The organism is Kordia sp. (assembly GCF_050633145.1).
In the GTDB taxonomy this organism is placed as follows: Bacteria; Bacteroidota; Bacteroidia; order Flavobacteriales; family Flavobacteriaceae; genus Kordia.
Genome location: NZ_JBOEFY010000040.1, coordinates 18,184 through 31,211, shown reverse-complemented (window position 1 = coordinate 31,211; position 13,028 = coordinate 18,184). Strand labels below are relative to the sequence as shown.

14 protein-coding genes and 1 pseudogene are annotated in these 13,028 nt (G+C 33.1%); 12 read left to right on the top strand and 3 right to left on the bottom strand.

What is annotated here, in order from left to right; genetic code table 11:
• Positions 1-78: 78 nt before the first annotated feature.
• Complete coding sequence (locus ACRBBL_RS18095) at positions 79-357, bottom strand: hypothetical protein (RefSeq protein WP_431370488.1); 279 nt, start codon at positions 355-357, stop codon at positions 79-81.
• A gap of 57 nt (positions 358-414) precedes the next feature.
• The gene (locus tag ACRBBL_RS18090; RefSeq protein ID WP_431370487.1) at positions 415-663 is read right to left on the bottom strand and encodes a hypothetical protein; all 249 of its coding nucleotides are present in this window, start codon (positions 661-663) and stop codon (positions 415-417) included.
• A gap of 331 nt (positions 664-994) precedes the next feature.
• Here ACRBBL_RS18090 and ACRBBL_RS18085 point away from each other — a divergent pair, with 331 nt between their 5' ends.
• The 10 genes from ACRBBL_RS18085 (at position 995) to ACRBBL_RS18040 (ending at position 8,150) form a co-directional block, all read left to right on the top strand.
• Positions 995-1,360, top strand: a complete 366-nt coding sequence (locus tag ACRBBL_RS18085; RefSeq protein ID WP_431370486.1) for a hypothetical protein — start codon at positions 995-997, stop codon at positions 1,358-1,360.
• A 329-nt stretch (positions 1,361-1,689) separates the two neighbouring features.
• On the top strand, positions 1,690-2,640 hold the full coding sequence (locus ACRBBL_RS18080; protein ID WP_431370485.1) for a peptidase: 951 nt from the start codon (positions 1,690-1,692) through the stop codon (positions 2,638-2,640).
• A 163-nt stretch (positions 2,641-2,803) separates the two neighbouring features.
• Positions 2,804-3,361: a hypothetical protein gene (locus tag ACRBBL_RS18075; RefSeq protein ID WP_431370484.1), complete on the top strand. Its 558-nt coding sequence runs from the start codon at positions 2,804-2,806 to the stop codon at positions 3,359-3,361.
• 152 nt (positions 3,362-3,513) lie between these two features.
• The gene (locus ACRBBL_RS18070; protein ID WP_431370483.1) at positions 3,514-4,035 is read left to right on the top strand and encodes a DUF2975 domain-containing protein; all 522 of its coding nucleotides are present in this window, start codon (positions 3,514-3,516) and stop codon (positions 4,033-4,035) included.
• A 2-nt stretch (positions 4,036-4,037) separates the two neighbouring features.
• Complete coding sequence (locus ACRBBL_RS18065; RefSeq protein WP_431370482.1) at positions 4,038-4,241, top strand: helix-turn-helix domain-containing protein; 204 nt, start codon at positions 4,038-4,040, stop codon at positions 4,239-4,241.
• A gap of 91 nt (positions 4,242-4,332) precedes the next feature.
• Positions 4,333-5,991: a MutS-related protein gene (locus ACRBBL_RS18060; protein WP_431370481.1), complete on the top strand. Its 1,659-nt coding sequence runs from the start codon at positions 4,333-4,335 to the stop codon at positions 5,989-5,991.
• A gap of 230 nt (positions 5,992-6,221) precedes the next feature.
• Positions 6,222-6,455 carry a thioredoxin family protein gene (locus tag ACRBBL_RS18055; protein WP_431370480.1) on the top strand — a complete coding sequence of 78 codons (234 nt, stop codon included), beginning with the start codon at positions 6,222-6,224 and terminating at the stop codon, positions 6,453-6,455.
• 49 nt (positions 6,456-6,504) lie between these two features.
• A complete protein-coding gene (locus tag ACRBBL_RS18050; protein ID WP_431370479.1) occupies positions 6,505-7,227 on the top strand; it encodes a hypothetical protein in 723 nt (240 codons plus the stop codon).
• Positions 7,228-7,229: 2 nt separating this feature from the next.
• Positions 7,230-7,493, top strand: a complete 264-nt coding sequence (locus ACRBBL_RS18045) for a DUF2024 family protein (RefSeq protein WP_431370478.1) — start codon at positions 7,230-7,232, stop codon at positions 7,491-7,493.
• Between the two features lie 54 nt (positions 7,494-7,547).
• Positions 7,548-8,150: a MarR family winged helix-turn-helix transcriptional regulator gene (locus ACRBBL_RS18040; RefSeq protein WP_431370477.1), complete on the top strand. Its 603-nt coding sequence runs from the start codon at positions 7,548-7,550 to the stop codon at positions 8,148-8,150.
• A 60-nt stretch (positions 8,151-8,210) separates the two neighbouring features.
• Here the strand turns inward: ACRBBL_RS18040 and ACRBBL_RS18035 are convergent, their stop codons facing one another.
• Positions 8,211-9,500 (bottom strand): tetratricopeptide repeat protein, encoded by a 1,290-nt coding sequence (locus ACRBBL_RS18035; RefSeq protein ID WP_431370476.1) that lies wholly within the window; start codon positions 9,498-9,500, stop codon positions 8,211-8,213.
• A gap of 250 nt (positions 9,501-9,750) precedes the next feature.
• On the opposite strand from ACRBBL_RS18035, the gene ACRBBL_RS18030 reads away from it, so the two are divergent.
• Positions 9,751-11,265, top strand: a complete 1,515-nt coding sequence (locus ACRBBL_RS18030) for a T9SS type A sorting domain-containing protein (RefSeq protein ID WP_431370475.1) — start codon at positions 9,751-9,753, stop codon at positions 11,263-11,265.
• A gap of 127 nt (positions 11,266-11,392) precedes the next feature.
• A pseudogene (locus ACRBBL_RS18025) lies at positions 11,393-13,028 on the top strand (hypothetical protein); the annotation flags it as partial.

Genomic DNA, 13,028 nt, shown 5'->3' with positions numbered 1-13,028 from the left:
GAATAAAATGCTTATTATGAGTAATTTATGTAAAAAAAAATAGAGAAGTGTAATATGAGGTGTGTATAATCTCTATGATTACTGCTTAGTAACCACAGCATTTAATTTACCTAAAAGAAGCATGATAAGGTAAAATAGAAAAGCACCAATAAGACCGCTTAAAAAGAAAAGTGCAACATCAAAAAAGAAATTGCTTCGTAAGTGTTGTAAATGTGAAGTTGCGTATGCATCAAAACCATAAAAAGTAATTGCCCAACTCGCTCCAAATAGAAGTGAAATTAAAGAAGCTCTTAGAAAGGTTATAATGTATTTTAGATACGGACGCATTTTGTAAAAGTACTGAAAAAGTAAATGCATTAAAGTTTTGGGAGAAAAAATAGCTTCATAACTATATTTTCCTCCCAAAAAATGTTCTTAATTCGCAGGACTTGACCAAGTATAAGTATATGTCCATCCACTACCTATTGCACAAATCCAACCACAAGAAGCGGCTCCATTTTCAGAAAAACAAGGCTCAGCTGGTCCAGCAATACAGCATCCAGTTCCGCCTTGGCAAGGACCTTCACAAGTTTCTGCTGCTATAGCTCCTCCAATTTTTGCTTGATCTAATTTAGAGATAGAACTCTTGTTCAGTTTCAGTTTTTTAAATTTACTTTTTTTCATGATTTTGTTGTTAAGGTTAATATTCAATATTATTAAAAATCTTACAAGAAATTGTACGGTAAAGCCGTAAAAGTATATTCTCCTATTAAAGTAAATGTTTTTAGGTGTCTGTTAGATAGTTGTTTATATGTTTGAGTGTGTAGTGAGAGCTATGAGTTAGAAGCCAAGTAAAACACATTGAAATGAAATTTTTGTTCTCTATTTCATTTATCATGAAAAAATAGCTAAAAACACAATTTTTAGGTGGTTTTATAAATTTTATGGACTTTGAAAGTGGTTTTTATACTGAAAAGTTTGATATTAGCTTTTTTAACAATAAAAAATAACCATAATGAAACATATAAAAGCAGTACTTTTAGTCGTAACAATTTTTAGTTTTTTATCATTTCAACAAACAGATTCTGTTTTAGGAAAATGGGAAATGTTTAAAATGGAATCTGGCGAAGGAGAAGTAAGAGAAATGAATGGAAATTGGATGGAATTTATTGAAGATGGCGTTTTAAAAGGTGGAAACTCATTAAACACTACAGATAGAACTGGAAACTGGGAATACAATACAGAAACCAAAGAGTTGACTATCAGTTCGGAAGAAAAAAGACCTGGAGAAGGAACTTTTAAAGTCACTTGGGTTGATGCCAATACAATGTATATCAATATTGATAGAGGGCGAAAAGTCTACATGAGAAGAATTAAATAATACAAAAATATATTCAACATACTTCTTAGATTCTTACATCAGAAAAGTTATTTGTAGCAGATATAGATAGTGTAGTAGAACTTGATGCTATTTTGTGGCACGTGGGCGTGATAAAACTAACGGAAATTTAAACTACACTTTTAATTTCCTTAGCAAGATTCCATGTGTTAATTCATTAGAAACCTTTTAATTTTTCAATACTCACTAAATTTCAAAGAATACAAGTGTACTAGTCGCTAACAGCGTAACACAAGTAATTTTTCGATAGAAATCGAATTATTACAAGTAACACTTGTTTCAAATTTTAAAAATAATAATATTACAAAATCATGTTTACAGCAGAAGTAAAAAGTAGGATAGGAGAAGATATCGCTATTATGGTACGTCCTGACAATCATCCTTGGAATTACCTTTGTGAATGCGGAGATGCCGCAACTATTACCGTAAAAGAATTTCAGAACGCGAATGCTATATTTATAAGTCACACACATATTGATCATTTTGTAAATTTCGATTCGGTGATTCGTCATCAATTAGGAATTCAACGTCGTATTGTTATTTGTGGTCCAGAAGGCATTGCAACACAAGTACAATCGCGCATAAAAAGTTATTCTTGGAATTTAATTCAGGAAGGTGCTATTAGTTATGAAATCAGAGAGTTGATTTCCGAAGATGAAATCGTAGTGTATGAAGTAGAACCACCAACTTGGGAACTTAAAAAACTGAAAACCATCAATGGAAACGTACTGTTTCAAGAGAAAAACTTTGAAGTAACAGGTATTTTGTTAGATCATAAAATTCCAACCTTAGCCTATAAATTTCAAGAACACGATACTGTAAAAATAGATATCAAAGCAAGCGGATATAAAGGCGGAAAATGGGTAAAAGAACTCAAAGATGCTTTTGAGCAAAGCGATTCAGAAAAGACGATTCAAGTAGAAGATAAAGAATGTAAAGCAAGCGAGTTGTTTCAGTTGTTGCACGTTCAAAAAGGAGACGTTGTCGGAATCATTATGGATCATGCAGCTAACGCGGACAATCATGCGAAAATCAAAGCGCATTTCGCGAATGCGAGAACCGTTTTTATAGAAAGTTTTTACAAAGAAGAAGACAAAGAACAAGCTGAGGTAAACTATCACAGTTATGCTTCCATGTCTGGAAAAATTATGAAAGAAACAAATGTTCAAGAGCCGATTCCTGTACACTTTTCTAGAAAATACAAAGAAGAAGATGTAGCACAATTAATAAGCGAATTTAATGCTGCTTTGGTAGCTTTATAACATTGCCTAAGTCAAATTGGGTGTTTACTCATTTAAGGTTTCAAACGATCATTACAAGTTATAGTTTTGATGTATGAAATGAGCCATTCTGATGCTATTAAACTAGTAGTAGAAGTTCTTGGCGAATTCTATCTGACAAATTTTAAACAATAAAAATGACCAGATGAAACCTTTTTTGTATTTAATTATTTTGTTTGCAGTCATAAGTTGTAACTCAATTTCTACACCTTGTTATATGGGCGTATTGCCTTTTGCTGAGCGCGCTAGCTTTAATGATTCCTTAAATTTAAAATTGGAACAGGCAAATAAAAATAAATCATTGATAGAAACTGAAAATACTGCACAAATCAATTTCTTTAAAAGTGAAGCTTCAATTGCAGAAAAATTGATTGCTATAAAAAAAGAAATTCAGACTGGTACAAACTATAAATTTCCGCGAAAACGTATTAAGATTGACAATGAAAGAGAATACGTTTCTTTTCCTGTTGAGTGTAAAATTATTTTCAGACTTAGCGTAAAAGATGTGCTTTATGATTTGAATTATAAATGGACACAAAATCTTGATGCGAAACTACAATTATTGACAGCTAAAAACATAGATTCTATGACCGTTTTAGAAGGGGTAACAGCTACTGCATTGTTTGGGTCTGAAGGAAGTTGTGGCGTTGTTATTTTACATTCAAACAATAGAAAATTGAAAAGAGAACTCAATAAATTGTAAGTGTCTGAAATCTTAAACATCGTGAAAAACGAGTTCACTATTTGGAAAAAGAATTGATTTTACAAATAGAGTATTTGTTTATTAAAAATAAATATTTATTGTTTTTCAATAAAAAATTATCGTTATTTGATGTGTAATTCAAATTCTAGCTCATGGCATCAAAAACGGAAAAACTACTAAAACTCATGCATTTCCTTGCATGGTTGGCTTTTATAGGACTTTTAATAAAAGCAGGAGCAATTATTATGTCGTATGGTGTAAGTATTCAAAATCCGGAAGCTTCCAAAGATTTATACAAAGGCATGGATTTATCGCGTTATGCAGATGTGAATTTTGCACACTATTCCATGATTGTGTTTTATCATGCATTGCTGTATTTATTACAAGCGTATGTAGCTTTGTTTGTAGCAAAACTCTTAAATGCGGTTAATTTAGAAAAACCTTTTACAATGACAGTCGTAGCTATTTTAAGAAAGATAAGCATCACTATTTTTGCTGTTTGGATTTTGGCAATGGTACACAACTTACATGTTGTTTTACTTGAAAAATACGCAGCTATTGAGGCAGAACCATTTGCAAGTGAATATATCTTTTTAGCAGGAATTGTGTACGTGCTGACTCAATTGTTTAAAAGAGGAGTAGAAATGCAAAACGAAAACGAATTAACCGTATAAGTATGGCAATTATAGTACACTTAGACGTCATGATGGCAAAGCGTAAAATGTCGCTCAACGAACTCTCCGAAAAGGTAGAAGTAACGCTTTCCAATTTATCCATCTTAAAAAACGGAAAAGCAAAAGCCATTCGTTTTTCCACCTTGATGGCAATTTGCAAAGCATTAGATTGTCAGCCTGGCGATATTTTGGAGTATGCTCCATAACTTGTAAAACAGAAGCAATGTAAATATGATTATAATTTTTAGTTCAAAAATTCGGTGTAACGAAAATTAAAAAGTACATACTAATTGCACAATGATCAAAGCAATATTTTACCAAATAAAGTACACGGTTTCTAGATTATTTTCGAATCGGAAAAAGACAGTTACAGAGAGACTTTCTTCATCTTTTGGTACACTAAAGGAAGATGCGTTTAATTTTTCTATGATTGAAACCTATTTTCGTCATAAAGACAATTCCAAAGCGCATCAAGTATTATCAGATAAAACCTGTAATGATTTAGATTTTGAAGAAGTATTTTTTTATTTGGATAGAACGCACTCAAAAATCGGTCAGCAATATTTGTACAATCATCTACGTGTCATTCAACGGAATGAAGCGCAAACAAAATTAGATGAAGAAATAATTGCTGAGCTCTCTGAAAATGAAGAATTACGAATATCAGTTCAGAAAAAAATAGAAAAGCTAAATCATAAAGATGCGTATTATGTACGTACACTTTTTCAAGAAGAACAAATACGTCCGCCAAAATGGTTTTTTGCAATTAGAATACTCAGTTTATTAAGTTTGATATCGTTGGTTTTGTCTTTTTACAAACCAGTTTTCTTTGGTGTTTTTTCAGGAATTTTTTGTGTGAACTTACTCATTCATTACTGGAATAAAAAGAATTTGGTACAATATGTGAATTCCATTCCGCAACTAATCCGATTAAATGCAGTAGCAGCACATCTATTTAAAAATGCTAGTTTACAACGATTAAACACAAAGTTGTCAAAGTCGATACGATTGATAAACGGTGTAAAAAGCAAAATGTCATTCTTTCAATTAGAAGTCCAATTGCAAGGAGAATTCGCGATTTTAGCATGGTTTATTTTTGAAATTTTAAAAATCGTTTTTTTATTAGAACCATTACTTTTATTTGGAGTACTAAGAAAACTCAATACCAAAAGAAGCGAAATAGAAGCTGTATTTAAGTTTGTTGGACATGTAGACATGTTGATTTCTATTGCTTCTGTGCGCAAAAGTGCTGAAATGTATTGTATACCAACAATTACAACAGAAAGTGAAATTAAAGCCGATGAAATTCGCCATCCGTTAATCTTCAATTGTATTCCAAACAACATTGGTTTGCAAGATAAATCAGTATTACTTACAGGTTCAAACATGTCCGGGAAAACATCTTTTATTAGGGCAATTGGTCTCAATGTAATTACAGGATTGACCTTAAATACCAGTTTTGCCAAATCGATGTCGTTTCCGCTCATGCGAATATATTCTGCAATACGTATCAGTGATGATTTAATGAATGACAAAAGTTACTATTTTGAAGAAGTCATCACCATCAAAGAAATGATTCTGGAAAGCGAAAAAAATGGCATCAATCTTTTTCTGTTAGATGAATTATTTAAAGGAACTAACACGGTAGAACGTATTTCGGCAGGAAAAGCAGTCCTATCAGCTTTAGCTAAAAATAAGAATAAAGTATTTGTGTCTACGCACGATATTGAATTGACAGATATGCTTTCGGAAGACTATGAATTGTATCATTTTAGTGAAATTGTAGACGATGCCAAAGTAGCTTTTGATTATAAATTGAAAGAAGGCAAGCTTAAAAATAGAAACGCCATTAGAATTTTAGCAATGAATGAATATCCAGACTCAGTGATTAGTGAAGCAATGGAAATTTCAAAAGAATTAGATGCTTCGTATGCAGCTCAAAAAAGTAAGAAATAGAATTTCATATTTTAAAATTTCACTTCATAGTTGATACTTCACAAGTCTTAGGTAAATTTTTTTCAAAAATATTCTTAACAACACAATCGCTGATTATAAAAGGGAAGAAGCTATTTTTTAAACTTTACAACAGCGATAGATTTAAGTAGAATTTCAAACTTTAATTGTTTAGGTTAGGAATCCTAACTATATTTGTATCGCAATAATGCAAAAACAAAAAAATATAAAACATGAGTACATCAATTTTTTATCATGCAGGTTGTCCTGTATGTGTAAGTGCAGAACACGACATTATCAATTTAATAGGAGCAGCCAATGTTGAAATTGTTCACATCGGAGAAGATACTTCTAGAATAGCTGAAGCAGAACAAGCAGGAGTGAAGTCAGTTCCAGCATTGTTAACACCAACAAAAAACGTATTACACCTCAATTTCGGAGCTTCTATTGAAGATGTAAAAGCTTAATTTTAATCAAAAAAGTTAGGAATCCTAATTTAATTTAAAAACTACACCGATGAAATCAATTATAGTATCAATAAGTGCTGTATTATTCTTTGCAGCCAGCACAAGTTCATGTGCACAAGAAAGTCCATATAAAAATGATGACTTTGTTATTAAAGATGTAAAAGTAACGCACAAAGCAGATTTGGCTGTGACAGTCTGGGAAATTAATGTTTCTGGAAAAGCAGGAAAAACAATGCCTAGTAAAGTTGGACAGCTTGATGGTGCGCCAGTTTTAGGATATGTATTTCCAACAACGTTACAACCAACTGATGTCGGATTTAGCAAAACAGACGGAATTGTTGCGTTAGCATTGACATCGCATCCCGATTTTGATGATACACCATTGTGGGATGAAAACGCAGATAACATTTTTGATAACGACGGAATTGTTTGGCATCCGCATTGGGTTGTTTTACACAAAGATGAGCGTGTTGCAGGCGGACTTTCTGTAAAGCAAATTAAAAAAGATGACAAAACAGTCGTATTGCCACCTACAAACCCAGGAATGCCAATGTATATGGATTCTCCAGGATATCCAGTAATAACTAAAAACAACACTATAAAAGTTGTGGTTCCTGATTACAGAATTAATAACAAAACAGATTTTAGTTATGACGGTGTAGCAGCATTTATGAAAGTAAATACAAGTAATAAAAGCTTGCCAATGTTAGGTGTGTATGATGTGTTTAGTGTTGCCAGCGGGAATTTATCATTGCCTTATAAAGTACAGTAATTATGAAAGTTTCAGTTTGGGACACGTACGTAAAACGTGAAGATGATCGAGTAATGCACTTTGATATTTTGGTGCCGAGTGATCTTACAGATGAACATAAAGTATTCTCTTTTGGTGCAGATTATTTAAAATCAAAAGATATTCCTGAAAAGGAATTGAGCACGAAAGAATGTAGATTTTGTCATATTGCAAAAGCTTCAGGTGAGGTGATTGCAGCAATTGAGCAAAAAGGATATTTCATTATTGAAATGGAAAATTGTAATTAATTTAATTAGGATTACTAACTTAGCCTGTCGGAACTAACTTCGGCAGGTTTTTTTATGGAAGATCAAAACATATTCAATCCCAATACTTCGCAAGATGTTTCAAGTAAAATTGTAACAGGACTTGAGCGCATTTCAGAAGTTTTTAAGCTCTTGCTTTGGAAAAAAGCGAAGCATATTGGTTTGAGCCCAATTCAAATACAAATCCTAACTTTTGTAGCTTTTCACAAGTCAGAACTATGCAACGTAAGTCATCTTGCCAAAGAATTCAATATCACAAAACCAACAATTAGCGATGCAATTAAAGTGTTGGATAAAAAAGAAATGATTTTCAAAGATTATTCGCCAACAGATCAACGCAGTTATACCATTCAATTAACAGCATCAGGAAAAGAAATTGTTGCGGAAACTAGTGACTTTGCTTCTCCATTAAAAGCGCAAATAGATTCGTTAGATGCAGCACAATTAGATGATTTTTTCAATACATTAAGTTCATTAATTTACAAGCTCAATCAAAGTGAAATATTAACGGTTCAACGAACTTGTTACGCATGTAAATTCTATCAAAAAAATGGTGATACTAGCTATTGTAACTTGCTACAAGCTACTTTAAAAAATGAAGACATTCGTTTGGATTGTCCTGAATTTGTAGAGAAATAATAATTCAAAAAAAAGACCAACGAAACCGCTGATCTTTTTCAATACTATAGGTATGTTTTTTTAAAGATTGGGAACAGTAACAGTTCCGCCAACCCAACATTTCATATCAATTTTTTCGCCGCCTTTATATCCTTTGTTAAAAATATCTGGTTTGCTTGGCGCAGATTGCATATAAGAAGCTGCCAAACCATTGGCTTCACTTCGTACTGAGCTGTCTACTTTTCCAGCTTTTCGAGCAATTTCGGCTGCTTTCCAATAAATTGCTCTTTTAGAGAAATCGTCTGTTCCACAAGCATTCGCGCTACTTCCGTACAAGCGTGCCAAATTTAAATAGGCTCTTCCTGAAGTCGGATCTGCTTTTGCAGCTTGTACATAATACGAGCGTGCTTTTGATTTTTGTCCAGCTTTCTCCGCTTTCTTTCCTTCTTTGTTCAGAATCGCTGCTTTTTTAGCACCATCAGTTTCTAAATCTAAATATGCATCAAAGTATTGTTGCGCTTTTACGAAATTGCCTTTTCTATTGTGAATTTTGTATAAATACCACTTTGAATTTGCATTTGGCTCTGCAGCGTCAATAGCTTCTACCATTTCAATAAACAATTCATCTTCTCCACAACCTTTTGCATCTAACTGTCCAGCTGCTTTTCGAAGCCAGTCTATGTTTGTTGCATTTGTTTGAAACTTTTTTCGAAACATCGGAAGTAAGGTTTCACAAGTTGCTTCTTTTTCAACCAATACATTCATATTGTTAGAAAGCTTTTCAATTGCACCTTTATTTTTTGGCGTTCTTTTTTCTTCAATAGCTAACTTTTCTTTCAAGGCTTCATACTTTTCGATGAGATTTTCAAGGGAAACTCCATCCGCCCCAGATTGATACATTTTATGATACAATTCAAAGTAATAATATAAACTCAACGGATTTCTAAAATGTTCTTTATCCTGTGTAAACGCATCGTCAAACCATTTGTATTGCTCTGAAACAGTACCAATGTTATATTTCATCATCAATGCGCCAATCTTCGGTAAAAAACTCCCTATTTTCGTTTTCCCTGGGAAAAATTTCAATCGATCTTTATACAACTGAATTAGTGCTAAAGCTGCTTGTTTTTTATCTGAGGCTTGTTTTAATTCGTGTGCAAGCACTTTTTCTCCACGTGCGTAAATCACATAATTTAATTGAGCGCAATTTTCTCGCAGGAATTTTAACTGTGGCGAAGCTTCTGCATATCGTTTCGATTTTACATTCTCTGCAAATAGTGAAAGTGTTTCATTGCAATTGTTCTGTGCTTTCATTAGAAAACTAAACAGAAGGAAGAAAATGGTAATGTGTAGTGTGGTAAATTTATTCATAATTTCAATTTTAATCGGTTTCAATAGATAATATGCAAAATGTGTACCGAAATAAAAGTTCTTTAAAAAAGTCGATGCAGGAATGATCATAGAATTAAAAGCATATACTTATTACTAATTTTTAAATTGAGTTAGATTGGTTCACTTCAATGAAACCTACTACAATTCCGTGAATTGTCAGATACTCTATTGTTTCTGCATCAACTCCTTAGCTATATTTGACAAGGATTAATTTCTAAATCAAATCACCATGAAAAATATAGTGTTCCTTATATGTAGTTTTATGTTCGCATTGCAAATAGCTGCACAACCTTCTAACGATACGTGTGCAAATGCCATTCAACTTTCTTGCGGAGTAACCTTACACAATCAAAGTACAATTAACGCTGCTTTGGAAGACGCAACTAGTTGTCTTAACCTCAATGGCGAAGACGTGTGGTATACATTTGAAGGCGATGGAAGCGAAGTACACTTTTTTTTAGAAATGACAAGTGGAGATGCGTATGTAGAAATTTATGAAAGTACCAATAATGATTGCTCAGGAGTTTCATTGGGTAATTGCCTGTATGGCGCAGGATATATAAATGGTTCTATTACGACGAATGTTGTTTTTACAAATGTAGGAACAACCTATTATATACGAGTTGGAAACGAACTTAATGATGGTCCTACTGAATTTTCTATTACGCCTAATTGTGCTGCATGTACAGATCCTGCAGGTTTAGATGTTACTAATTTATCAACGACAAGTGTACACCTTTCTTGGGTAGAATTGGGGATGGCTACAACATGGAATGTAGAGTGGGGACCAGTTGATTTTGTACAAGGAAGCGGAAATTTAATCAATGGAACAACAACAAATCCTCAAATTCTAGAGAATTTGACACCTGGTGCAGTGTATGATTTTTATGTACAATCCGATTGTGGAGCCGATGGTACTTCCAATTGGGTTGGTCCGTTTAAATTTACAGCAACTTGTTTAATTACAGCTCCGTACACTGAAACCTTTGAAGCGTTTACAGTCTCGTCTGCTGACTTTTTAGAAGGAAATTGTTGGACAGGAACACCAGGAACCATTAATGGTTATAATTGGGAAGTTGCAGCTGGTACAGATACATCTTCAACGGATACAGGACCATCACCAACAATAACGGATGGAAATTATATGTTTACAGAAGCTTCTGCAGCTTTGGGAGGAGAAGTAACAAACTTAATATCTCCTTTTGTAGATATTTCACCGATAACGAATCCTGAATTGAGTTTTGATTATCACATGTTTGGAGTTCAAATGGGAACAATAGAAGTTCTTATTAATAACGGAACTTCAACTGTATCTGTATTTTCACTATCTGGACAACAGCAAACAACTGAAGATGAACCATTTTTAAGGCAAACAATCGATTTATCGAGTTACGCTGGACAACAAATACAAGTTACTTTTAAGGCGACTATGGGAGACGATTTTAGAAGTGATATTGCTATTGATAATGTAACTTTTGGAGAAGCAGTGTTGTCGGTTGAAGAGTTCGAACAAAACAATAAGCTTACATATTATCCGAATCCTGTAGAAAATGTACTCACACTAAGCTCAGTATCGAATATTCAAAATGTTCAAATCTATACAATGTTAGGACAAAAAGTAAAGCAATACACTCCAAACATTAAAGACACAACAATTGATATGAGCGATTTGAAATCAGGCGCTTATTTTGTAAAAGTAACGGTTAACAATGCTATTGAAACAATTCGTGTGTTAAAAAAATAATCAAAAAAGGAGGATAGATATACGTTTTAATAGCAAAAATATACCTAAACTCGAAAAGGGATTTTTCCCCTTTAACATTCTAGGAAGGGTTTTCACCTTTCTTTTAATTAAAAAAAAACAGTTATTTGTGAAAAAACAAGTGAAGAAATTATTCATAACTATAGTTAGTATTGTATGTACCGTTAATCTACTGAATGCACAATGTCCAACAGGAGATGTTAACTTATTCAATCAAACAGACGTTACTAACTTCATAGCTACTTACCCTACTTGTACAATCATAGAAGGAGATTTAATCATAGGCGGAAGTGTAAATGATATTTCTGGATTAACTAGTTTGCTAACAATTCAAGGAGCACTTAGAATCGTGAATACAGATGTTACAAGCATCGCAAATTTTTCTACTTTACAAACTATAGGAGGCGATTTTGAGATTGATGGAAACTCTTCATTAACTTCAATTTCATCCATAAACCAATTACAGAGTATTGGCGGAATGTTAAACGTACATTCAACTTCTCTTATTGACCTAACGGGATTTGATGGTTTACTGAGTATTGGAACCATTCGATTTAATCAAAATCCAGTTTTACAAAATGTATCTGGATTTAATAATTTACTAACGATTTCTGGCAGTGTTAGTTTTGGAACAAATACACAATTAGTAACTATTTCGGCTTTTAACAGTGTTACTAGTGTTGGTTTTGGGGTTGTATTTAATTCAAATGATTCTTTAGTAAATATTGTAGCGTTTGGAGCACTTGAAACTATTGGACAAGACTTAAGCGTTTTTGGAAACCCAGCACTAGAAACGATAGATGGTTTCTCAAATGTAATTACAATAGGTGCTGCTTTATCTATTTGGGACAATCCTTTATTAGCAAATATCTCCGATTTTAATATGTTAACTTTTGTGGGTGATGGCGGATTTGAAATTCTTGACACTAGCATTACCATGTTGCCTGGGTTTAACTCTTTAACAACCGTAACAGGCTCTTTTGCAATTGCAGGGAATTCACAATTAGTTAGTATAGTTGGTTTTAATAGCTTAGATAGTATTGGCTTCGGTTTTGGAATATATGGAAATAACACTCTAGTAAGTATTCTAGGTCTTAATAGTTTAACAACAATTGGAAATAGTTTTCAAATAACAAATAATGCATCTTTAACTACACTAAACGGATTGGAATCGCTCATAGCAGTTGGTTCTAGTTTGTATTTACAATCGAATGTTTCTTTAGTAGATTGTTCTGCTATTTGTAATCTTTTAGCAATAAATGGTGTTGTAGGAACCGTAAACATTAGCGGAAATCCTTCAATGTGTAGTAGTGAAGCTGAAATTTTATTGGATTGTATTCCAGATTTTGATGAAGATGGTATTGATGATGATATCGATTTAGATGATGATAATGATGGTATTTTAGATACTGTAGAGCAAGATGGTGATCCGTTAAGAGATACAGACTTAGATGGACTTCCCGATCATCATGATTTAGATAGTGATGGCGATGGTTGTAACGATGTTTTAGAAGCTGGTTTTACAGACCCTGACCAAAATGGAACACTTGGAGATATTCCCGATACCGTAGATGCTAATGGTTTAATTATTGGTGAACCTGATGGATACACAACTCCTTTAGATTCAAATGCAGATAGTGTTTTTGATTTTCAGCAAGATACAGCGCTTGCCAGTGCAGGAAATGATGGAATATTAGACATATGCGTAACTGATTTACCTGTAGATTTGTTTGATAGTTTAACAG